Raw genomic sequence first — 24,862 nt, 5'->3', positions numbered from 1 at the left:
GTGGCCCCCTATACATGCTGAGTAATTATTGAGCATCAAAGATCAACACGCCCTAATATTAATCAATATATATTGAGTTTAATAATACACCGACAATAAAAGTTAATGATAATCATTTGCAATTAAGAAAAAGGATATATATATTGAAGTGACGATAATTAGCCTTCTGAGATTTAGCCATGCAAACATTTGAAAAACAACTTAATAGATTTAAAACAGAATTAGGATTTATTGCTGCATTAGATCAAAGCGGCGGTAGTACTCCTACCGCACTTAAAACCTATGGCGTGAATGAAGACGCTTACAGTAACGATGAAGAGATGTTTAATTTAGTGCATGCAATGCGCTCTCGCACTATTACTAGCCCTTCATTTGGTGGAGATCGCGTCATTGGCGCCATTTTATTTGAAAATACATTAGATCGTGAAATCGAAGGTAAAGCTTCTTCACTTTATTTATGGGAAGAAAAAAATATAGTTCCATTCCTTAAAGTTGACAAAGGCTTAGAAGCCCAAGCTGATGGTGTGCAACTTATGAAGGACATTCCTGGCTTGGACGCATTATTAAAAAAAGCAAAAGCAAAAAATGTATTTGGTACCAAAATGCGTTCAGTTATAAAACTAGCGGATCCAGTGGGAATACAGAAATTAGTTGAGCAACAGTTTAACGTTGCTAAACAAATTTGTGCAGCAGGTTTAGTCCCAATTATTGAACCAGAAATTGATATCCACAGTCCAGAAAAAGCAGCCGCAGAGGCACTATTAAAAACAGAGCTTCTAAAGCAATTAGATCTACTCAGCAATAATGAGCTAGTGATGCTAAAGATATCGTTACCTGAGTCAGCAAACTTCTATCAAGAGTGTGTTGCCCACCCTAATGTTGTGAAGGTTGTGGCTTTATCAGGGGGTTACCCGATTGAAGAAGCAAACAATCGATTAACCGAAAATAATGGGGTGATTGCTAGTTTCTCTCGAGTATTGACTAACAATTTATTTTCAGGACAAGCAGACATTGATTTCAACGCCGCATTATCTGCGACAATTGAGCCTATTTATACAGCGTCAAAAACTTAGGCTTTTTAAATAAGAAAGTGAACGGCAAAAAAAGCCAGCAATTAAGCTGGCTCTATCTACTTATAAAGTTAACCCAATAAGGGTTAAATTATAGTACGTCTACTGCATTAAGGTCAGAGAATGCTTTCTCTAAACGAGTAACCATTGATGCTTGACCTGCGCGTAACCATACACGTGGATCGTAGTATTTTTTGTTAGGCGCATCAGGACCCGTTGGGTTACCGATTTGACCTTGTAGGAAGTCACGGTTAGCAGCTTCGTAAACACGAACGCCATCCCAACATGCCCACTGTGTATCTGTATCGATGTTCATTTTGATAACACCGTAACCGATAGATTCTTGAATTTCTGCTTCAGAAGAACCAGAACCACCGTGGAATACGAAGTTTAATGAGTTTTCAACAAGACCGTGTTTTTCAGAAACGAATTTTTGAGAATCACGTAAGATTGTAGGTGTTAATTTAACATTACCTGGCTTGTATACACCGTGTACGTTACCAAAAGAAGCAGCGATAGTGAAACGAGGGCTGATTTTTGATAATTCAACGTATGCGTAATCAACTTCAGATGGTTGAGTATAAAGTAAAGACTCATCCATATCAGAGTTATCAACGCCGTCTTCTTCACCACCAGTACAACCTAGTTCGATTTCTAACGTCATGCCCATTTTAGCCATACGCGCTAGGTAACGACCACAGATTTCGATGTTTTCTTCTAGAGGTTCTTCAGAAAGATCGATCATGTGAGAAGAGAATAGTGGCTTACCAGTTTCTGCAAAATGTGCTTCAGAAGCGTCTAGTAATCCGTCAATCCATGGTAGTAATTTTTTAGCAGCGTGGTCTGTATGTAGAATAACTGGAACACCGTAAGCAGCAGCCATTGCGTGAACGTGCTTAGCACCAGAAACAGCACCAAGAACAGCAGCTTCTTGACCGTCAAGTTTAAGGCCTTTACCAGCGTTAAATACAGCGCCACCATTAGAGAACTGGATTACAACCGGTGCTTTAACTTTAGCAGCAGCTTCAAGTACAGCATTGATTGAATCAGAACCAACAACGTTTACCGCTGGAAGTGCAAATTTATGTTCTTTTGCAACTGCAAATACTTTTTGAAGATCATCACCAGTGATAACACCAGGTTGTACAACGTCTAAAATCTTAGTCATGAGATATATCCTATCTATTGTTAAAAATTAAATTGAGTCTAATTTTTTCTAATTCTTAGTTAATTATGTCACAAAGAATTCGTATAAAAAAGCGAGATAAAAACCTCGCTATAAACATTTGATTAATCGTTGGCACGTAATTCTAACATTGCCACCGCTGGCAACTCTTTACCTTCAACAAACTCAAGGAAAGCACCGCCACCCGTTGAAATGTAAGATACGTCAGCCGTGATGTTAAATTTATCAATTGCAGCCAATGTATCACCACCACCAGCAACTGAGAATGCATCTGAATCTGCGATTGCTTTAGAAATACCAGCCGTACCTGCTTCGAAGTTTTTAAACTCAAAAACACCTACTGGGCCATTCCAAAGGATTGTTTTTGCATCTTTTAAGATAGCCGCTAAAGCAGCTGTTGAATCTGGACCTAAGTCAAAAATCATATCGTCATCTTGCACGTCATCAACATTTTTGATTTCAGCTTCAGCGTTTTCATCGAATGCTTTTGCACAGGCAACGTCAGTGGCAACAGGGATTGCACAATCAACCATTAGTTTCTTAGCTGTTTCTACTAAATCAGCTTCGTATAATGATTTACCAACATTATGGCCTTGTGCTGCGATAAATGTATTCGCAATACCACCACCAACAACCAATTGGTCAGCAATTTTAGATAAAGACTCTAAAACCGTTAGTTTAGTTGATACTTTAGAACCACCAACAATCGCAACTAATGGGCGAGCAGGGTTATCCATTGCTTTACCTAGTGCTTCAAGTTCTGCAGCCAATAAAGGACCAGCACAAGCAACAGGAGCAAATAGACCAGCACCGTTAGTAGAAGATTGAGCACGGTGAGCCGTACCAAATGCATCCATTACGTAAACGTCACATAACGCAGCAAGTTGCTTAGATAATGTTTCATCGTTTTTCTTTTCGCCTTTATTAAAGCGAACATTTTCAAGCACAACAACTTCACCAGCATTTACTTCTACGCCGTTTAGGTAATCAGTTGCTAGACGTACAGGTACATCTAATGCTTCATTTAAGTAATCAACAACAGGTTGTAGAGAGAATGCTGCATTTTCTTCAGCTGAAGCACCTTCAGTAGGACGACCTAGGTGAGAAGTAATCATTAGTTTCGCACCTTTTTCTAGTGCTAACTTGATTGTAGGGATAGAAGCACGAATACGTGCATCAGATGTAACTTTGCCGTCCTTAATTGGAACATTAAGATCTTGACGGATAAATACACGTTTACCGGCTAAATCTAGATCAACCATTTTTTTTACTGACATGATGTGTCCTCTCATTTTATTTGAAAACTATAGAATTCTTATTTCTTACCTGCCAATTAGCAGGCTCAGCTATCACACAGTCTGAAGTGCAACATTGTCGAACTGTTCTTTAATACCGAGCGCATTATAAACCAAACTGTTTGTTACATCGATCACAAATAACAGTGGTGTGTAATTTACCTTTTTAGTGAGCTGCAATGGTTTGATTTGAATCATTTAATAACGCGCTTTTTATGAAAGATAACGAATCAAATTTAAAAGTTAGTAAAGACAAAGCAACATTTTATGTAAATAATTGTTCTTTTTTATGAAAAGACAAACATAATGATTGTTTATTTAAAAAGAAAATTAACAAATTATTAAGTGGAATCAACAACCGCTATCAAGCGGAATTGGTATAATTATTAAGTGAAATAGAAACAAGAACAGGCTTTTAAAGAGTAATGACTAACCTGCCCTCTTCAGTTATTAATGTTTAGCTATCAATCTTTAGTTATCAATCTTTAGTTACCAATGTTTAGTTATGAATGACGATTGTTAATAACCAAACCACATCCTCACAGCGAATCGATTTAAACATCACATCGCAAAATACTCTTTAATACCTGCTAATACATTCGCCACAGCAACAGAAGCTAATACCATCCCCATCACACGACTAATCAAACTTGCCCCAGCATTACCAATAACACGATGAATATGACTAGCCAGTAACATTAATATAAGCGTAATAATTAACACTAAGATCATAACTAAAGCAGTTTGTGTTTGTTCCCAAAGAGAGTAACTGGCATTTTCAGTTAACAAAACAACTGCTAGCATAGCACCAGGGCTTGCGATTGAAGGTGTCGCAAGTGGGAAGATCGCCGTTTCACTTTCTTTAGGTGCAATCTTAAGTTCAATATCTGGCTTACTTTCACCAAAAATCATTGAAAGCGCGAATAAGAATAGAATGATCCCACCCGCTATTTGAAATGCCGATAAAGGTATCTCAATTGAGGTTAAAATATATTCCCCTGCGGCTAAGAAAAAAAGCAAAATGATCGCTGCATATAATGAGGCTTTTATCGCCACCTTCCTTTTCTCTTTTTTATTAAAACGACTTGTCACCGCAATAAAAACAGGAATAGTACCGATAGGGTCTATAACAGCAAACAAAAAAATAAAAGTAGCAACGTAATCAATCATATCGGTTCCATTTCAGTAGGGGTTAATTTCCATCATTGCATCTATTTTGAATAATTCACGATTATTAGTAATCTAATACACAAGCCTATTATTGAAGCCAAGTTACATTATGAGAAGGCTTTATTACAAGTATAAATCAGTTATTTTAACCCGCTAAATAAAACCATTATTTATTTGAATTAATCATATTCAACACTCGTAGCCTAAAGAGTGGAAAACAAAGTAACGAGTTCCATGAATGCACACACAATAATTTTAAAATCAATGAATGAACCTACTCCTCTTAACTTTATTAATAACAATATAAAAGCATTAAAAATAAAGGTATTGAGCGGACTACATGAGAATTCCACTGGAAATATAATAGTAAATCAGTTGAGGCAAATAAAAAGATAACGAATCGATGAGATATTGATAATTTAGAAATGGGCAGTTCAAAAGTAAACCGTTTAGAAATAAATAAGCTAAAAACGAAAAAACCCTAACGATTTCTCGCTAGGGTTTCATCTGAATGTGGCAGGGGTGGAGAGATTCGAACTCCCAACATACGGATTTGGAATCCGTCGTTCTGCCGTTGGAACTACACCCCTGCAGACCGAACGGATAATACCTAAGCCAATTTTAAAGTAAAGCGCTTTTTTTCCAAACTTAAATGACTGCTTGTAAAACAAACAAATTTAATAATCACCTTTATAAATAATGGCCTTGATCGACCGTGCTTAAATTATGGAGGTGCTATCTTAAATATTAGGATAAAAGAGATAATGAAGAAACGATTCAAAAATAACTATAAATGACAATAAGTCTTGTTGTTTATGCTTATTTTTCACTCATGATCTGAATCCAAGATGCTGTACAACATCACTAAATAAAATTATTTTTTATCTTCCCCCATTATCAGCTTAGTAATACACTTAGTTTTTAATCAATATCATGCAATTGTTTCTTTAAAAGGACCTGAACGAATGAGCAGCCCACAACCTACAATTAAACCAACGACACCTAATTTCTCATCTGGCCCTTGTGCTAAACGTCCTGGTTACGATATTAACAAATTAGATTTAAGTACTTTAGGCCGCTCACATCGTTCTAATATTGGTAAAAATGCATTGCAACAAGTGATCACTGATACGGCTGAGTTATTAGGCTTACCGGAAGGTTATCGTGTTGGTATTGTTCCCGCTTCAGATACGGGTGCAATGGAAATGATCATGTGGTCAATGTTAGGTCCACGTGCTGTTGATATTTGTTATTGGGAATCTTTTGGTCAAGGTTGGTATGCAGATATCACTAAACAATTAAAACTACCCAACGTAAATGAAATTAAAGCGGATTACGGTCAGCTACCAGATTTAACACAAGTAAAACCAGAGAATGATTGTATTTTTACCTGGAACGGTACAACCTCTGGTGTAAAAGTAGAGAATGCAGACTTTATTAGTGATAACCGTGAAGGTTTAACAATTTGTGATGCGACATCTGCTGTGTTTGCGATGGAAATGCCATGGGAAAAGTTAGATGTCACTACGTTTAGCTGGCAAAAAGTGTTGGGCGGCGAAGGTGGACACGGTGTGATTATATTAAGTCCTCGTGCTGTTGAACGTTTAGAGAGTTACACACCGAGTTGGCCATTACCTAAAATATTCAGATTAACGGCAGACGGAAAGTTAATTGACGGTATCTTTACTGGCGCGACGATCAACACCCCTTCTATGTTATGTGTAGCAGATTATCAAGATGCATTAAATTGGGTCAAATCTATCGGTGGCGTTGCTGCAAGTATTAAAAAATCGCAAGATAACTTAGCAGTGTTATCATCATTTGTAGACAATAATGAATGGATTAACTTTTTAGCAGAAAAAGAAAGTAGTCGTTCTAATACCAGTGTTTGCCTATCAGTTAACTTATCAAACGATCAATTAAAGCAATTCATCAAATTACTAACAGACAAAGAAGTCGCTTTTGATATTGCAGCCTATAAAGACGCACCAAGTGGCTTACGTATTTGGTGTGGTAGTACGGTAGAAAAAAGCGATTTAGAAGCCCTAATGCCATGGTTAACATGGGCTTATCAAACAGTTACTAACGCTTAGCTTTTAAATCAAAACCATTTAACCACGAAGGGTAAAGAAGTTAAGGTCCAAAGCTAAAACCATAAAATAGCTTTTTCATTATTAGCTTTTCTTCGTGTCCTTCGTGAAGCGTAGGACTTCGTGGTCGTTTGGTTTTAAGTCAAAAGTAATTTAACCACGAAGAGACGAAAGATAAAGAAATTAAAGGCTAATGGCTAAAAATATAAAAGAACTTATTCATAATCATTAGATTTTCCTCGTGTCCTTCGTGAAGCGTAGCGCTTCGTGGTAGCTTGCTTTTTAAATCAAAGCCATTTGACCACGAAGGGTAAAGAAGTTAAGGTCAAAAGCTAAAAACCATAAAATAGTTTTTTCATTATTAGCTTTTAAGCCAAAAGCAATTTAACCACGAATACTGAAAATACACATTTAACATACAAAAAAATTGTCTCCGTAAAGCACAAAATTAATTACAAACTCTATAGTTTTTTACTGCAATGCTGTAACTTACTCTTCATAAAAATAATTAAACCAGTCTTACTACCTAACATACAACACTAGAAAAATGAGGTGCACCATGAGCAACAAACAATTCGATTTTGATTACATTTGTATCGGTGGCGGAAGTGGCGGCATTGCTTCAGCCAATCGAGCATCAATGTACGGTGCAAAAGTAGCGATAATTGAAGCTAAAGATCTAGGTGGTACCTGTGTAAATGTTGGATGTGTTCCTAAAAAAGTGATGTGGCATGGTGCACAAGTTGCTGAAGCTATTAATCTTTATGCTGAAGATTATGGTTTTGATTTAGATGTTAAAGGATTTAACTGGGCAAAAATGGTTGAAAACCGCCAAGCTTATATCGGACGTATACATGAATCTTACGATCGTGTTCTAGGTAATAATAATGTTGAAGTGATTAAAGGTTTTGCCACTTTTGTTGATAAAAATACAATAGAAGTGAATGGTAAGCAGATCACAGCTCAACATATTACTATTGCAACAGGTGGCCGCCCTACTATCCCTAACGTACCTGGCGCAGAGCTAGGTATTGATTCCAATGGTTTCTTCGACATTGTTGAACAACCTAAGCGTGTCGCGATTGTTGGTGCGGGTTATATCGCCGTTGAAATTGCAGGCGTATTAAGCGCATTAGGAACAGAAACACACCTGTTCGTGCGTAAGGAATCTCCATTACGTAGTTTTGATCCATTAATAGTAGACACTTTAGTTGAAGTAATGGCTGCAGAAGGCCCTACTCTACATACTCACTCAACACCTAAAGAAGTAACTAAAGAAGCAGATGGCAGTATTACCCTGCATCTTGAAAACGGACAAAGCCAAAATGTTGATACCTTAATTTGGGCAATAGGCCGTCACCCTGCAACAGATTCTATTAATCTAGCAGCAACAGGTGTTGAAACAAATTCAGCAGGTTACATCAAAGTAGATGAATACCAAGAAACAAACATCCAGGGTATTTATTGTGTTGGTGACATTATGGAAGGCGGTGTTGAATTGACACCTGTGGCCGTTAAAGCAGGACGTCAACTTTCTGAACGTTTATTCAATAACAAACCAGATGCAAAAATGGATTATGATTTAATTCCAACGGTTGTATTTAGCCACCCGCCTATCGGCACTATCGGCTTAACAGAACAAGAAGCCATTGAGCAGTACGGTGAGAAGAGTGTGAAAGTATATCAATCAGGTTTTACTGCAATGTACTCCGCTATCACTAAACACCGCCAACCTTGTAAAATGAAACTAGTTTGTGCTGGTGAGAATGAAGTTGTTGTTGGTTTACACGGTATTGGCTTTGCTGTTGATGAAATGATCCAAGGCTTTAGTATTGCAATGAAGATGGGCGCAACTAAAGCAGACTTTGATAGTGTTGTAGCGATACATCCAACGGGTTCTGAAGAGTTCGTTACTATGCGCTAAAGCAGCGATAAGTAAAATCTTATTGTAGATATTAACTTTATTTAAAATATTTAAAAGTAACGCAAACGAAGCTTATTTTGCTCTTGTGCGTTACTTTTTAACTGCCTTTACAGAATATATTTCATTAACCTTATTGCTTCCCCCTCTACCTTCAAAAAATAAACGATCTAACACTTTGAATAAACTTCTAGCTCAATAATGGATGAAATTTATAACGAATAAAAATGCATTTTCTTATTTATTAGCTTGAATAAGGGACCATTGATTTCACTACATTAATAATAAAATTCAACTTAACTTTACTCAATTATTCGATTAGTAGTTTCTTCTTAACTCTATTAAATTAATAACCTGAAGCTTATTGTTAAGTATAAAGGTTGTCAAAAGAATATATTATAAGTTACTGATCTGTATTAAAACTTTATTCATTTAAATAGATAGGTGAGAAACTCATTACTCATACAAAACTATAAATAGTGACGCCTCATTAAGATACTTTAATTTGAATTTAACAATAAAAAACAATCTATATAAAACCAAACAAAAAATAGTATAAACATTTGTTTTAAAACAAATTAAATAAAACTAGTTAAATAAAAGTTAATTTTAAAAAAAGAATAAAAAATATAATCTAACAATATAAAATCGATTTCACATGCCAAAAACCTTTAAATAAACATACAAATAAATTTCAAAACACTCTAAAAAATGATGACTAGATCTACTTTATGAAACATATAAAAAGACTAATGAGAGCAAGATCATTTTATGGCGTCGTCGGGTTTGACCCTTTTTAGCTATTCCTTAACAATCATCTAGTAAATACGAAAATAATTCATTAAGGAGAAATACATGCGCAAGACTAAGAAGGGACAAAAAATGAAATTAACTAAAATAGCAGCTGCAATACTAAGCACAAGTTTAGTATTTGGTTGTGGTAGTGATTTAGAGTTCCAGGAGCCAACTCCAGACCCAGTTGTAGAAACTGATCCTGGTACAGGAACAGAAACAGAAACAACTTCAAATTTAGGTGCGCGTATACTAGATACTACTGTTGGTGATACTGGTGAATTAAGAATTGTACTTGAAGATCAAGCATCCGTAAGTAGTATTCTAGAAGGCCAAGTAAGTGCAACGATTCAATTACAAGCAGATGCCGATACGACTCAAGTTGAGAATGCAGCTGGTGATAACTTAACCAACTCAGCGTTCATAACACTTTATTCTTCAGCAAATTCATCAACGGGTACACACGGCGAAATTATTATCATCAGTGACGGTAGAATTAGATACCGTGATAGCTCTGGCTCTCAACAAACTATTGAAGGCTTAACTTACACTCCAGGTGATGCGATTGATGTTGTAGTTGCATGGGATGAAACGACTTATTCACTATCGATAGATGGCGGAGCTACTTTCTCAGAATCTTTTGAAAGTAGAGATCCAACAACAGTGCAAACAGTTGCATTTAGATTGGGTGGTAATGACGATGTATCTACATTTGAGCTAAACGTAGATGATATTGTTATTTTAGACCAAACAGCAGAAGTATACAGTGATGACTTTAATGATGATGTTGAAGGTGACTCATTAGTACCTCCTTACAATACTAGTTCTTCTGAAGCAACTTCTGAGCTATTAAACTTTGGTGGCGAAGTTACTGAAGATGACGCAGAAGAAGTCGTCGTAGATGAAACGGGCGTAAATCTAGGGGCTCGCATACTAGATACCACTGTTGGTGATACCGGTGAATTAAGAATTGTACTTGAAGATCAAGCATCCGTAAGTAGTATTCTAGAAGGCCAAGTAAGTGCAACGATTCAATTACAAGCAGATGCTGATACGACTCAAGTTGAGAATGCAGCTGGTGATAACTTAACCAACTCAGCGTTCATAACACTTTATTCTTCAGCAAATTCATCAACAGGTACACACGGCGAAATTATTATCATCAGTGATGGTAGAATTAGATACCGTGATAGCTCAGGCTCTCAACAAACTATTGAAGGCTTAACTTACACTCCAGGTGATGCGATTGATGTTGTAGTTGCATGGGATGAAACGACTTATTCACTATCGATAGATGGCGGAGCTACTTTCTCAGAATCTTTTGAAAGTAGAGATCCAACAACAGTGCAAACGGTTGCATTTAGATTGGGCGGTAATGACGATGTATCTACATTTGAGCTAAACGTAGATGATATTGTTATTTTAAATCAAACAGCAGAAGTATACAGTGATGATTTTAATGATGATGTTGAAGGTGACTCATTAATACCTCCTTACAATACTAGCTCTTCTGAAGCAACTTCTGAACTATTGAACTTTGGTGGCGAAGCTACTGAAGATGACGTAGTAGAAGAAGAAGTCGTTGATGAAACGGGCGTAAATCTAGGCGCACATATACTAGATACCACTGTTGGTGATACTGGCGAATTAAGAATTGTACTTGAAGATCAAGCATCCGTAAGTAGTATTCTAGAAGGCCAAGTAAGTGCAACAATTCAATTACAAGAAGATGCCGATACGATTCAAGTTGAAAATGCAGCTGGTGATAACTTAACCAACTCAGCATTCATAACACTTTATTCTTCAGCAAATTCATCAACAGGCACACACGGAGAAATTATCATCATCAGTGATGGTAGAATTAGATACCGTGATAGCTCAGGCTCTCAACAAACTATTGAAGGCTTAACTTACACACCTGGTGATGCGATTGATGTTGTAGTTGCATGGGATGAAACGACTTATTCACTATCGATAGATGGCGGAGCTACTTTCTCAGAATCTTTTGAAAGTCGAGATCCAACAACAGTGCAAACGGTTGCATTTAGATTGGGCGGTAATGACGATGTATCTACATTTGAGCTAAACGTAGATGATATTGTTATTTTAGACCAAACAGCAGAAGTCTACAGTGATGATTTTAATGATGATGTTGAAGGCGACTCATTAGTACCTCCTTACAATACTAGTTCTTCTGAAGCAACCTCTGAGCTATTAAATTTTTAGTAGTTAGACGGTTGAAAATGAAGTCATAATTATTTAAGGTCAAACTTGATAAATATTAAAAATATCGTTCATGAAAATGAACGATATTTTTTTGTTTATATTCAATGAATATCATTAAGAACATCACATTTTAAAAAAATTGTCGTCATCCAGCATCAATCACAACAATTAACCTATCTATTTTATTTGTTAAAATAACTTATTTCTTCATTGTAAACTTCGTAAAGAGAACATCATTTAACTCAATTTATGCCTTAAACTAAGTCATTTTTCCTGCGCAAAATTTAGATCACTTATTTAATGTAATTAGTATAATCAGTTTCTAAAACTACCTTTTATACCAACTCAAAGTATTAAATCTATATAATATATTTCCACTTAATCAACAAAAACATATCTCTAGCATTAATCATCTTTACATCAATATTAACTGCCAACTTATCACTTTTAAAACATTATAATTTGCCCATTTTTTATTTGTATTATAATTGAATCTGAATACGATTAATCGCTCAAAATAGAGAGATAACGCTAACCTGAAACAGCGCTCATTAACCTTTATTAAATGGAATTTTTACTGTGAAATATAAATTAACAAGCACTCTTTTATTAACATTATTACTCAGCGCTTGTGGCGGAGGAGGTGGTAGCTCTTCTGACTCAAGTTCAACAGATACAAACTCAACTAACATTGGTTCTACAGATTCGGAATCTAGCGTTGAATATACTGGCGTACCTTATGATTACTCTCAGTATGTAGATGCACTTGATAATGCAAATTTACAACAAACAGACCTATCTGATTGTACTGATGATGACATTAATAATACTTGCTCAAAATCTGATGTTGTTGATGCAGGAGAATATGAAGGTTATGACAGCGAATACTTTTATATTGATACGGATTCAGGTTGGTTAACCTTTGAAATGGAAGGTGATAGTAATCGCGCTGAACTTCGCTTCACAGAAAACTTTTTAACTAACTCGGCAGATACAAAATATACGTTAACTGCTGATATATTACCTATTTCACCATCTACATCGGTTGCCAATAGTACCGATGGTGAAGAGATCACTTTATTACAGGTACATAACAAGGGTACGGCAGGCGTAACTGACAATAGTGTTTTATCACATCCTTTATTACGTGTTGTCTGGGATGGTGAAAACCGTACTGACGATGCTACTGGTAATTCATATAACAATGCTTATTGGGCAATCATTAAAACAAATGCTTACGAATGTAAGAATGAAAGTAACCCTAACTACAATAATAATTGCCCAGACTCGTATGACTTCTATTACTTGAGTGATTACGATGCAAATAGCCCAACTAATTTTGAAGTTATAGTGGGTAATGAAACATTAATTATCAATGTGGATAATAGTAATAAAGTAAATATTGATATCAGTTATTGGTCAGAGTTATACAGTTACTTTAAAGCAGGCGTTTATAACCAATATACAAATGGTAATAGTGTCGTACAGTTTAAGGCAATCACTTATAGTGAAAGCGATTATAATGATGAAACAACATCTCTAGACATGAATGCACTAGACCCAGACCTTCCACCGTCAGATAACTTCGATCTTTCGACATGGAACTTAAGCGTGCCCATTGATAATGGTGAAGGTGACGGTTATGCAAAAGCAACGACAATCACAGTAGAAGAATTAAATGACGGCTATGAGTTAGAGGACTACTTCTGGACTAATAAAATTGATGGAGGTATGGTTTTTAGAGATTATATCGGAGGAGCCCGCACATCTTCAGGCACTTCATACTCTCGAACAGAATTCCGTGAGATGTTGCGAGGTGAAAATACTCGCATTAATACTCAAGGCGTTAATGAAAACAACTGGGTATTCAGTAATGCACCGGAAGATCAACAAGATGATGCAGGTGGCGTAGATGGTAATATGATCGCAACATTAGCCGTTAATCATGTAACAAGTACAGGTAATAGTTCTCATCAGGGTCGTGTCATTATTGGTCAAATTCATGCAGCAAGTGATGAGCCAGTTCGTGTATATTACCGTTTATTAGATGGTCACACTAAAGGGTCCATTTACATTGCTCATGAACCAAGTAATGGTAACAGTGAACAATGGTACAACATGATTGGTTCAAGAAGTAATAGTGCAAGTGAGCCTGAAGATGGTATTGAACTGGACGAAAAATTCAGTTTTGAAATTGATGTTGTTGGCAATACTCTGAACGTTAGCATTATGCGAGATGGCAAAGATACCATTACTCAAACTGTCAATATGGAAAACAGTGGTTATGATGGATACTATGTAAAAGATGGAGAAACACTCGAAGATTACATGTACTTCAAAGCAGGAGCTTATAATCAAAATAACTCAGGCGATACTTCTGATTATGTACAGGTAACCTTCTATTCTTTAAGTAAAACACATTAACAAAAGATCTAAGCATTAACTTTTTTAAACATCTTGTTAAATTTACTTATTTAGCCAATTATTAAGCAATTAATAATTGGCTTTTTTATACAATAAGTTCCCCATAAAAAACACTCTAAGTCATAACCACTGACCTAACAGTTGAGACTTCATCACACTAAAACCTCCTTATTGTTACTACCCTTTTCTGTATTCAAACAGCCTATACCCGTTACCAATCCAGATGTATTATTCAATCGTTAACTCGGACACCAATACAAGACGTAACATGACGACAATGGCGAGTCCTTATCGAATGTTACACAAGTAGTACTTTGCCGAGTTGGCGATCCACAGGAGAAGCCGTAAGGCACTAACTTCGTTGCTATAAAGTATCGATTTAACCTATTAGATCTTTACCTTTATGCCTAGAATCTGTTTACGTCAAAATTTACTAATTTTTGCACTTTGAATGGAGATGGGTATATAGGATGAAAAACACTATAAATACTTCAAATAACCCTCAAATTCTATTCGATTTTAAAAACCATAGATAATACATTAAGGCTAATTATGGAGTAATGAATTCTACTCAAACTTATAAGACGATTAAGAATTACAGCTTACGGCTATAGTTAGAATTAATGCAACGAGTTTATATTCTTTCAAAGGGAAGCGTTTTATTAGAAAACTAATAATGACGGTAGTTTAAGCGAACGAGGATAAAATAATATAGCCTCAATGAAAGGGCCTAGATAGCCGCTCACACAATAACCCTATCTAGTGCCAATGAGGTATAAAACCAATGACAGAGAACGGTTATGTGATTATAAACAAGGTGTAATGTATCAGGTTAACTATATACAAAAAAGCTTCCAGCGATTGTATTAGCAGCACTTACCTTTCTATTGCTCACCTTAAATTTAATAATGCCTCATTCATTAATAATACCAATGGAATTAAATAAGTGATCAGAAATTGCGCAGGAAAAATTAACACTAATAAGGCGTGAGTTATAGAAGATAGTTGTTCTCACTTCAAAACTCAGAACGCAGTTAGGGGTAATTTTAACCAGCAAGAATGATCACCTTATTAATTCTTTTGCTATAACCATCAAATAAAGCCTGTGGTTGATACACCAAGATAGAGAACGCCTATTTATAGGGATAGTTATAGGCTTGATGATAAATAAAAAGCAAAAAAAAACGGTTAGATAAACTAACCGTTTTTATGAACTGATGTTAATCAGAGTAAAGAGAGATTAATTTGTTTCAGGTAATCTATCTTTATCTTCATCATCGTCGTCATCACTTACATTACCATCAACCGCATTAACTAACAGTAAACCGATAGCTAGTACAATACCGCCACATAATACAAAGATTAAGCTTTGCATGAATGGGTTTGGTAGGAAGAACATTGTCATAATACCAACACCAGCGAAGCTAATTAATAGGCCAAGCATTTTACGTTGTTTGTTATCAAGACGTTGCTGAGCGTTAGACTCGTTGTGTAGAGGAGTCGCTAAGTTGTTGAAGAAAGTATCAACATCTTTCTCACGTTCAGGAGATAGTTTTTTGTAGAACAGCATAGTACTACAGAAGAAACCACCAGTAATAACGATATGACCTAGTAGACCAAGACCTACTTTAAGATCTTTCCACTCACGACCAGTTAAAGCAGTATCTAAATTGAACCAGTTTTGAATGTCACTTGCAGAGATAACTAGACCTACGTAGTAAGATACACAAGCACCAACAATCAATGTTGCCCAAGCAGCCCAATCCGGTGTTCTACGGATAAAGAATCCACAGAAAGCAGGAACAGTCATAGGGAAGCTGATTAACGCGCCTACATACATCATTGTATCGAATAAGCTCAGGCCTTTTAGCGAGTTAATAAATAACGCGACTAAAATGATAATGATACCGAATACTGTAGAAGTTATTTTAGAACAAGTTACTAGCTCTTTCTCAGTTGCCTTTGGACGTAAAACAACTTGGTAGAAGTTTTTAACAAAGATACCTGAGTTACGGTTTAGGCCTGAGTCCATTGAAGACATAGTCGCCGCAAACATAGCAGAGATAAGTAAACCAACCATACCAACAGGCATGTATTCATCTACGAAGTAAAGGTAAGCATAATCTGCTGCTTTTTTACCAGCTTCAGGGTACATCGCTGTTAAATCAACACCAGTAGATGCTAAGAACCAACTTGGTAGGAACCAAATGATTGGACCAATCGTCATTAAGACACAAGCTAGTAATGCCGCTTTACGTGCATTTTTTGAATCTTTTGCCGCAAGGTAGCGATAAGAGTTAAGCATGTTATTAGTAATACTGAATTGCTTAACAAAGATGAAGAAAGACCATAAAGCAAAGATACTGAAGTAATTGACTTCTGTACCAACAAGGAAAGTAACTTCTCTTGTTTGCTCAAAACCTTCAATGATGTTTGAAATACCACCACCTTGGTTCAGCGCCACAATTGCACAAGTAATCGTTACAGACATGATGATAACCATCTGCATAAAGTCAGATGCGATTACCGCCCATGACCCGCCAGTTACCGACATAACTAATACAACAATACCTGTTGCCCAAATAGTTGTTTCAATATCTACACCGAAGATACCAGAAGCAATGATAGCAAGACCATTCAGCCAGATACCCGCGTTAATAACACTGTTTGGCATACCCGTCCAAGTAAATACTTGTTCGTTTTTACTACCAAAACGTTGGCGTACCGCTTGAATTACCGTTACAACACGTAGTTGACGGAATTTAGGAGCGAAGTACAAGAAGTTCATCAAGTAACCGAATGCGTTAGCAATAAAGATAATCGCAACAGTGAAACCATCGTTGTATGCTTTACCAGCAGCACCAGTAAAGGTCCAAGCACTAAATTGGGTCATGAAGGCAGTAGAACCTACCATCCACCAGAGCATGTTACCGCCCCCACGAAAGTAATCACTTGTATTTGTGGTGAATGTTCTGAACATCCAACCGATGGCAATAAGGAATAAGAAATAAACCCCTACCACTAATATATTAAAATCCATATCAAGACCCTTTGTGTTATTAAGATTGGCACGACCATATCTCAGAGAGAGGATTAATTGTATTACAATAATAAAAGTATGTGATTGAAATCATATTTAATGAACAGTGATGATAAAGAACTTAATCTAGATCAGATTTAACTGATCAATACAGTGTCATCAATAATAAGTGGCAAGTATCACAGGATTGATAAAATAGGAGAAAAAACCCGATAAAATTAAAACTAAATAAACTTTATTATAACCAATAAAAACAATAGATAAGGCACTTTTAATAATTGTATTGATATCAAATCATCAAGATCTTCATTAATAACATATCTGATTAAAAGCCTGTATAAAGTAATGCCTTATTAAGTTTATAAAATATGCGTTTTAATGTCTTGCCACAGAGTAAATAGAAAAACAATAAAGTACTGAAAAATAAAGTCACAAAAAGAACAAATATGTTACCTAGCTCTCTATACGAACTAATAAGTTAGTTTGAAAAAACAACAAAAACACCCTAAGACTATGATAAAAAACAACAAATTATTTTTAACTTTGACTTGTTAAATTTTGGCACAAAAAAGTTAGAGCGAACTCACAGAACAAAACCGCAATAATTATGTATTCTATTTGTATTATGAAATGCCAATACAAATCAGGTGTGGCATAAAAAGTCTTTCGGTTTTAATGCTTTTCATAGGGAAGATTGATTGTTTAAAAGTAAACACAACACCCTAATATATGCAGCAACAAAACCAAAACGTAAAATTAAAGTCAAATTGGATGATAAAAATGAAATTACAAAATAAATTAATTTTTGCTGTTGCAACAACCGTATTAGCAAGTGCTGCTTCTGCTGCACAAATTGACTTCCGTCATGAGTGGAGAGCGAATGATCATAGAGAAAAAAGCCGAGTTAAATTAAGTACAGGCTTCAACATAGAAAGCGTTGATAATTTGAAAGCCAATCTTGGCATGGAAGTGAAGTTTGAAAGTACAGATAGAACAAAAACACTTAGTGAAATAACACTTACAGAGACAGAGTTAGATTTAGGTTTAACCTACAAAATAGGTAAATGGCAAATCAAACCAGGTATGCCGATAGCCCTTACAGACCGTAAAATCACCTACAAACCTCAACTTCGTGTTGTTTATAAATCAGACTTTGGTTTAATAACTGCGTTACGTTACCGTCATGAATTTGCAAACTACTCAGATCCAACTGATGGCGATACTAATGTTGAAACAGGTAAAACAATAAATCGACCAACTAAATCTAAAGTAACATTAACGGGTGCTTATAAAATTGATTCCCTTCCTAACCTTAAACTAAGTTATGAAGCAAACTACATAAAATCATGGGATAAAGTAAGACAATTTAATAACAAAGATTGGGAATATGACGCAGGTATCGTTGTCGGCTACCAATTTGGTGACTGGCGTCCATTTGCAGAAATCTGGACTGTTGATGAAAGCTCAAGAACAAGCTCAAGACAAGCACGTTACCGTGCTGGTATTAAATACAAATTCTAAACCTTAAAATGATTAATTGAGTCTAATCATAAAAGCCGCTTAGAAAACTAAGTGGTTTTTTTTCACCTATAATTTCCCCTAAAATGTGTTCAACAAAACCACATACATAAGAAGACTTGGCTTATTGATAATGCAGGCAATAATACATAGCACTCTGCCTCTTACCTTTACCTTTAATATCAATTAAATATAATTAACCAAATAAATTTAACAACCTATCAATTATACCTATCAATTATAAATAATTAAAAAACATACTTTATCAATATTAAAAATATGATTGAATTTCATACTAAAAAATTCATTTGTATTACTTTATAAGAGAAGGTTATTGCAATTGCTGAATGTAGGTAAAGAATTGCACACAAAGACGTCAAAAGCCTCTCAATAGTTTCATTATTGAGAGGCTTCTTAAATAGAAATTACGGAAACACTGATAAGTGCTTATAGCGCTCTTGTATAATCAAACTTCATGTAGCGTACACTCGAATCTGTTCCTTCAAAGTGTATTTTAAGTAATGCTAAATAAAGTTCACCTGTCGCTAAAGAATCAACCAAAGCACCATGAGCAGAGTATTCAGGCAGGTTATGACGCGCTCTAATAGAGCCTAAACGAAAGTCATCTGTTGCAGAATCATCTTTATACATATGTAATGACTTTTCCATCTGCAAGGTATCAACCCACAATAAAGGCAAAGGAGGTAATTTATACTGCTTAGCAATGTAATGATTCAAGAAACGTTTTTCAACTACACTACCATGCACAATAAGTACTTTACCTACCGCTTCAGCCAATAAAGTATCCATTACTTCAGCCCATGGCTTACCTTGCTCAAGCATTTCAGGAACGATATGGTTGATAACAGCCGTTTCAGCTTTTATATTTTCAGCTGATTGAATCAATGTTTCTACTGCTTCACTAAGTAACAACTGCTGATTTATTAAAGGTAGATAACCAACACTCAATAACGAGTCATTTTTAGGGTCAAAACCAGAGGTTTCAAAATCTACCGACAAATAATCCAAGGAAAATATATCATCGTCTAAACTTGGTAAAGGAGTCGATAATAACGTTTTTATATTATCAGGTACGTCATGGTTAACTAAATACCGTTCACGTTCGCGCTTTAATTTATTTAATGGGTGAAAATGGTTGAAAATTGCACGCATATATTCTCTCTTCTACTCAAATAATTAATTACTGACGATCAAACTTCAACTTTGTATATTCCTGTAGATCAGCAATAATTCTAAATGCGTCTTTTAAATGCTTTCTTTCAAAGCTACCAAAAGTATCTGGGATAATATTATTATCAGGCACTTTTCCTTCTTTTAATGCACTTAACTGATGAGATAAACGCACTTGTGTCAAGAATTGAAATGATCCTTGTACATTTTTCAACATATCTTCACTTAATAAATTATTTTCATAAGCATGATTGAAGCGCGCCATGGTTTCTGCTTTCTCAGACCCCGATGACAAACCATAAATACGCGCTAAATCGACCAATAAATTGATAGCAAATTTTTTAATATTTAGTGTTTTAGAGTTCTCACCACTTTTTTCCAATACGAGAGAGTTAAAAATGCCTAATGGAGGGTTAACCGATACAGAATCTCGTACCATAGAAGATAAAAATACATGTGAGTCTTTTATACTGGAAAATAAATGAGCTTGAAGTTCTTTATTAAAGCTTTCATTGCCGTATAACCAACGCGTCTCTAAAAATACCGTAACATTTAATAAACTTTCATATTCAGGATTTGCTACCCATTTACTATAAGAGGCTTTCCATACTTTTAGAGGCATACACCATTTTGGATTAACGGCCATAAACTTACCGCTACATAATGGATAAGCACAAGCATCTAGCGAATTACATACCCACATAGCTAAACCCTGGAAGTAAATGCGATCTGCTGCAGTTGCAGTATCAGCTAAGATAATCGCATTATCTTGGTCTGATAACATATGCACTTCATTTCGAGCATGAGATCCAGCAACAATCCAAGCAAACTCACAAGGCGGCTTTCCAAAATGTCCTTCAGCCATTTGCAATAGTCTACGATTATAGGCATCCATTATCATGGTCATTACATGGCCAATGATGTCACCACTTACTTTACCTTCTACTAATGCCTCAAATATCGCTTGGCGCTCTGGGGTTAACTTCGTGAGATCGGCAACGGTATTTGCATATTTAATTTTTTCAATTAAAAAGACAGCTTGAATTCTATTGTTACGTACTAAGTGGGTCGTTGTTAATACCCCTAAAACATTATTACCTTCAACAACTGGTAAACTTCGCACGTTATTTTGCATCATAATAGATGATGCTTTTAGCACTAAATCATTAGGTCCTACCGTCAATGGATTAGGTGTCATGATCTCTTTTACTGGTCGGTTATAATCTAAGCCCGCCACGATCACTCGCTTGGTCATATCGCGGTCAGTTACCAAACCAACAATTTTTCCATTTTCAGTAATAACAGCAGTCGGAGAACAAACTGCCATGATCTCTTCAGCCACTTTTCTAATGGGAGTACTTGAGTCAACGACTACAATTTTGTCACTCGATACTTCAGATACTTTTTTAACAAATACCCCTTTTTCACTGTCTGACCACACAACATCTAATGCCGAGTGCAAACGTACTTGTACATTACTAGCAAAATGCTCTGCAAAGTCTGGATATTCATCTAAGAGATTCAACAAATCTGAATGGGGAACTAAGTATAATAAAGTGTTTTCTATGGCGATTGCGCTGTAGTCTTCTTGCGATTCTTTGTGTTCATCGAGGAAAGTAAAACCAAATAAATCTTCTGCACCTAACTTCGCTCGCAGCATGCCATTATGTTTTCGTTGTTCCATTGAGCCAGTTCGAATCACATATAAATAACGTAATTCATGTTCTCCACCAAAATGAACTTGCTCACCTTTAGCTAAGTAAGAAATTTTAATGCAGCAGGCTATTTTGCGTTGTAGATCTTGCGGTAACTTATCAAAAGGATCGATTTTCGATATGAAATCATGAATATTGGGAATTAATGTTTGAGGCATAAATAATCCTTTAAAATAGAGCCATTTAATGTAAAAAAGCCATTCTCCATTACTAGAGGATGGCTACCATATTAACCTTAGTCTAGACATCAACAAACCGGATGTAAGTGATTCAATAATGAAGACTTCAACATTGAATTTACCTTTCAGAGCAAACACAACAATACAATGATCTCAATTATTTGTAATACAATAAAATGCAATAGTATTTGTTATAAATACAGCCGTTAAAGACTAGAAAAACATTACAACGTCATTGTTAGTTTGAATTAAATATAAGGTTTAAGTCTATTTTCTTAAACACCTTCCACCATCATTAATACAATTCAGTTTTATTTGTCTGATACCATCGAAAAGTTAAGCGTGACTATTAATCACTGCTTGGTAAACGACGCTTACTCTTATTCAACAAATCAACATTGGCTTGTCTCGCTTTAACTGAGTCTCCAGCCATAATTGCTGAGTAAATAGCTCTATGTTCATTGATACAAGTACTGCCTCTAACCGATGAATGGGTTATGAAGCTTTTAAACATCGTGCACAAGACATTAGCAAAAGGCAAATAGAAGCTGTTACCTGTAGATAAGAAAATTAAACGATGAAACTCCATATCGGCTTCAGTCCAACTTTCAAGATCAAAGTTCTTAGAGATATCGTCCATTTTCTGAAAAGTCGCGGATAATAAAATACGTTGTTGTGCACTAGCATTTTCGGCAGCCAATGCTGCAGCTTCAGGCTCTAATGCATTACGTAAAGAGAGAAAATCTCGGTAAACAGCATTATTATCACCAATATCAATTAACCAATCTAATAACTGAGAATCTAAAAAGTTCCAATTCTCGCGATCAGTAACACGTGTTCCAACTTTTGGCTTGGATTCTAATAAGCCTTTTGATGTCAGTAGCTTAATTGCTTCTCTTAATGAAGTTCTGCTAACCTTAAACTGCTCACATAGCGTCATTTCACCAGGAATTATTTCATTCTGAGCGACTTCCCCTGAAAGTATTTTACGAGCAATCTCACGCGCAACTTGCACATGTAAACTACGTTTTACTCCAGCGATTTCTACAAATGCGTTCTGCATAAGGACCCTTACTTTTATTATAATAATTTAATAGTAATACAAATAAAGTGGGTTTGATATACGATCAATCAGGTCACTTTACCTTCTGTGATTTATATAGATAAATAATTGTGTTCTTTTGTATTATATGTGAACTAATACCCAATCACCTTAAGAGTCAAAAAGTCATTAGAACAATGATTATTTTTGTTGGGTTACAGGTTGTAGTACAATATTTGTTCACATACTGAATGAAATAATAAGATAGGTACCACTAAAGCTTACCTGTTATTACCAATGGAATTAAATAAATGATCAGAGATTGCGCAGAAAAAATTAACACTAATAAGGCGTGAGTTGTAGAAGATAGTTGTTCTCACTTCAAAACTCACAACGCAGTTAGGGATGATTTTAACCAGCAAGAATGATCACCTTATTAACTCTTTTGGTATTATTACCAAATAAGGGATTATAATGAAAACGATGTCATGTAAACAACTTGGTGGTGCATGTGAGCAATCTTTCCAAGCTAAAACGTTTGAGGAATTGGTAGAACAAAGTAAATTACATGCAATGGAAATGTTTATGCAGCAAGATGAAGGGCACCTTGAAGTAATGCAAAATATTCAAGCATTAATGAAAGACCCAGAAGCAACTAAAGCTTGGTATGACGCTAAAGAACAAGCATTTAATGCTTTAGCAGAAGACTAATTAAAGCAGAGATAGTTAGCTTACTGAATACATAAACTATTTTTAAACTCTCAATGTTGAATAAATAGAAATCAGGCTCTTAAATCCTTTGGGCTATCCATCACAACCGATGTAGATATAGACTGTACTTGTTTAATAGAACCTAACACCTCTGAATGAAACTGTTTATAGGCAGATAAGCTAGTGGTCTCTACTCTCAACAAGTATTCTTTAGAACCAGTGATATTATGACATTCAACGACTTCTTTCGCTCCTTCAATGGATAACTCAAAGTGTTTTTGCGCGGCATTACTATGATCAGATAAACCAATTTCAACATACGCAATAAACTCAATGCCCTGCTTTACTGGGTTTAATAGTGCTCTATAACCGACAATAGTTTTATTGTGCTCTAACTCTTGTACTCGCCTTAAGGTTGCAGAAGGTGATAACCCAATACGAGTTGCTAATTCAACATTCGATAAACGTCCATTTAATTTTAACTCTTGCAATATTCTTTCGTCAAATCTATCCATAGCCAACTTATCTTGTGAAATTAATAATTTTCAAACAAATATAGACACAAAATTTACTGATATTCCCTTTAATATACAAGCATAAATTCATAAAAGAGTGCTACACATGGAATATACACAATTATTGGCCTTATTTAGTTTTGCAATTGTAAGTAGCTTTTCACCAGGGCCAAACAATATTATGTTAATGACGTCAGGTGCTAATGTGGGGTTCTATCGCACTATTCCACATATGCTCGGAATCATTACAGGTTATAGCGTAATGTTATTGTTGATAGGATTTGGCTTGATGCAATTCTTGTTACAATATCCTGTACTACAAAATACGTTACAAATAGTATGTTTGGTTTATTTAGTCTATTTAGCTTACAAAATAGCAACGAGTAAAATGAGCCATCAGGCGCAATCTCAATTTAAACCGATGTCTCTTCTTTCTGCTGCAAGCTTTCAATGGATCAACCCTAAAGCTTGGTCTATGGCTTTCTCTGCGATTACAGTTTATAGCGCGGATATTGATTATATAACAGCAGTCCTGATGATTATTGCAGTGTTTGCCATCGTCAATGTGCCCTCTGCTTGTGCTTGGACATTAGCGGGTAAAAAAAGTCGGGATATATTATCGAATCCACAACGATTGATGTATTTCAATTACTCAATGGCAATCTTGTTAATTGTGTCTGTTGGGTTCAGTTTATAATTGCGTCAAAATAAAAAGGCCATCAGCGGATTAAGCTAATGGCCTTTTTGTATTAATAACATCTTAATAATCAGCGTTGA

General features: G+C 35.6%; 16 protein-coding genes and 1 tRNA gene. 8 read left to right on the top strand and 9 right to left on the bottom strand.

The window, feature by feature from the left end; genetic code table 11:
- The first annotated feature begins 179 nt into the window (after nt 1-179).
- The gene (locus V6255_RS11575) at nt 180-1,073 is read left to right on the top strand and encodes a fructose bisphosphate aldolase (protein WP_341628305.1); all 894 of its coding nucleotides are present in this window, start codon (nt 180-182) and stop codon (nt 1,071-1,073) included.
- A gap of 88 nt (nt 1,074-1,161) precedes the next feature.
- On the opposite strand, the gene fbaA is transcribed toward V6255_RS11575, so the two are convergent.
- From fbaA to V6255_RS11555, 4 genes are all read right to left on the bottom strand, one after another.
- Entirely contained in the window at nt 1,162-2,238 is a 1,077-nt protein-coding gene (fbaA, locus tag V6255_RS11570; protein ID WP_160060285.1) for a class II fructose-bisphosphate aldolase, read from the bottom strand.
- 122 nt (nt 2,239-2,360) lie between these two features.
- Nucleotides 2,361-3,533 (bottom strand): phosphoglycerate kinase, encoded by a 1,173-nt coding sequence (locus V6255_RS11565; protein WP_341628304.1) that lies wholly within the window; start codon nt 3,531-3,533, stop codon nt 2,361-2,363.
- Nucleotides 3,534-4,112: 579 nt separating this feature from the next.
- On the bottom strand, nt 4,113-4,721 hold the full coding sequence (locus V6255_RS11560) for a MarC family protein (RefSeq protein WP_025564615.1): 609 nt from the start codon (nt 4,719-4,721) through the stop codon (nt 4,113-4,115).
- A gap of 514 nt (nt 4,722-5,235) precedes the next feature.
- Nucleotides 5,236-5,311: transfer RNA gene (locus tag V6255_RS11555), tRNA-Trp, on the bottom strand.
- A 375-nt stretch (nt 5,312-5,686) separates the two neighbouring features.
- Between V6255_RS11555 and V6255_RS11550 the strand changes: the two genes are divergently transcribed.
- The 4 genes from V6255_RS11550 to V6255_RS11535 all read left to right on the top strand — a co-directional run bounded on the left by V6255_RS11550 (nt 5,687) and on the right by V6255_RS11535 (nt 14,174).
- Nucleotides 5,687-6,814 (top strand): phosphoserine transaminase, encoded by a 1,128-nt coding sequence (locus V6255_RS11550; RefSeq protein ID WP_341628303.1) that lies wholly within the window; start codon nt 5,687-5,689, stop codon nt 6,812-6,814.
- Nucleotides 6,815-7,370: 556 nt separating this feature from the next.
- On the top strand, nt 7,371-8,735 hold the full coding sequence (gene gorA / locus V6255_RS11545) for a glutathione-disulfide reductase (protein WP_341628302.1): 1,365 nt from the start codon (nt 7,371-7,373) through the stop codon (nt 8,733-8,735).
- A gap of 852 nt (nt 8,736-9,587) precedes the next feature.
- Nucleotides 9,588-11,750 carry a hypothetical protein gene (locus V6255_RS11540; protein ID WP_341628301.1) on the top strand — a complete coding sequence of 721 codons (2,163 nt, stop codon included), beginning with the start codon at nt 9,588-9,590 and terminating at the stop codon, nt 11,748-11,750.
- Nucleotides 11,751-12,329: 579 nt separating this feature from the next.
- Nucleotides 12,330-14,174 (top strand): polysaccharide lyase family 7 protein, encoded by a 1,845-nt coding sequence (locus V6255_RS11535; protein ID WP_341628300.1) that lies wholly within the window; start codon nt 12,330-12,332, stop codon nt 14,172-14,174.
- Nucleotides 14,175-15,414: 1,240 nt separating this feature from the next.
- Here V6255_RS11535 and V6255_RS11530 read toward each other — a convergent pair.
- Complete coding sequence (locus tag V6255_RS11530) at nt 15,415-17,214, bottom strand: sodium:solute symporter family transporter (protein WP_341628299.1); 1,800 nt, start codon at nt 17,212-17,214, stop codon at nt 15,415-15,417.
- Between the two features lie 780 nt (nt 17,215-17,994).
- Between V6255_RS11530 and V6255_RS11525 the strand changes: the two genes are divergently transcribed.
- Nucleotides 17,995-18,735 carry an oligogalacturonate-specific porin KdgM family protein gene (locus tag V6255_RS11525; RefSeq protein ID WP_341628298.1) on the top strand — a complete coding sequence of 247 codons (741 nt, stop codon included), beginning with the start codon at nt 17,995-17,997 and terminating at the stop codon, nt 18,733-18,735.
- 444 nt (nt 18,736-19,179) lie between these two features.
- Here V6255_RS11525 and V6255_RS11520 read toward each other — a convergent pair whose 3' ends face one another.
- The 3 genes from V6255_RS11520 to V6255_RS11510 all read right to left on the bottom strand — a co-directional run bounded on the left by V6255_RS11520 (nt 19,180) and on the right by V6255_RS11510 (nt 22,880).
- Nucleotides 19,180-19,905 carry a 3'-5' exonuclease gene (locus V6255_RS11520; protein ID WP_341628297.1) on the bottom strand — a complete coding sequence of 242 codons (726 nt, stop codon included), beginning with the start codon at nt 19,903-19,905 and terminating at the stop codon, nt 19,180-19,182.
- A 28-nt stretch (nt 19,906-19,933) separates the two neighbouring features.
- Nucleotides 19,934-21,796, bottom strand: coding sequence for a putative nucleotidyltransferase substrate binding domain-containing protein (locus V6255_RS11515; protein ID WP_341628296.1), 1,863 nt, complete (start codon nt 21,794-21,796; stop codon nt 19,934-19,936).
- A gap of 370 nt (nt 21,797-22,166) precedes the next feature.
- Complete coding sequence (locus V6255_RS11510) at nt 22,167-22,880, bottom strand: FadR/GntR family transcriptional regulator (RefSeq protein ID WP_341628295.1); 714 nt, start codon at nt 22,878-22,880, stop codon at nt 22,167-22,169.
- A 453-nt stretch (nt 22,881-23,333) separates the two neighbouring features.
- Between V6255_RS11510 and V6255_RS11505 the strand changes: the two genes are divergently transcribed.
- The gene (locus V6255_RS11505; protein ID WP_341628294.1) at nt 23,334-23,570 is read left to right on the top strand and encodes a DUF1059 domain-containing protein; all 237 of its coding nucleotides are present in this window, start codon (nt 23,334-23,336) and stop codon (nt 23,568-23,570) included.
- A gap of 71 nt (nt 23,571-23,641) precedes the next feature.
- Here the strand turns inward: V6255_RS11505 and V6255_RS11500 are convergent, their stop codons facing one another.
- Nucleotides 23,642-24,085, bottom strand: coding sequence for an Lrp/AsnC family transcriptional regulator (locus V6255_RS11500; protein ID WP_341628293.1), 444 nt, complete (start codon nt 24,083-24,085; stop codon nt 23,642-23,644).
- Between the two features lie 106 nt (nt 24,086-24,191).
- Between V6255_RS11500 and V6255_RS11495 the strand changes: the two genes are divergently transcribed.
- Nucleotides 24,192-24,782 carry a LysE family translocator gene (locus tag V6255_RS11495; RefSeq protein WP_341628292.1) on the top strand — a complete coding sequence of 197 codons (591 nt, stop codon included), beginning with the start codon at nt 24,192-24,194 and terminating at the stop codon, nt 24,780-24,782.
- Nucleotides 24,783-24,862: the final 80 nt, after the last annotated feature.

The organism is Psychromonas arctica, assembly GCF_038155225.1.
Classification (GTDB): Bacteria; Pseudomonadota; Gammaproteobacteria; order Enterobacterales; family Psychromonadaceae; genus Psychromonas; species Psychromonas arctica_B.
This window is presented reverse-complemented; position numbering and strand designations above follow the sequence as displayed.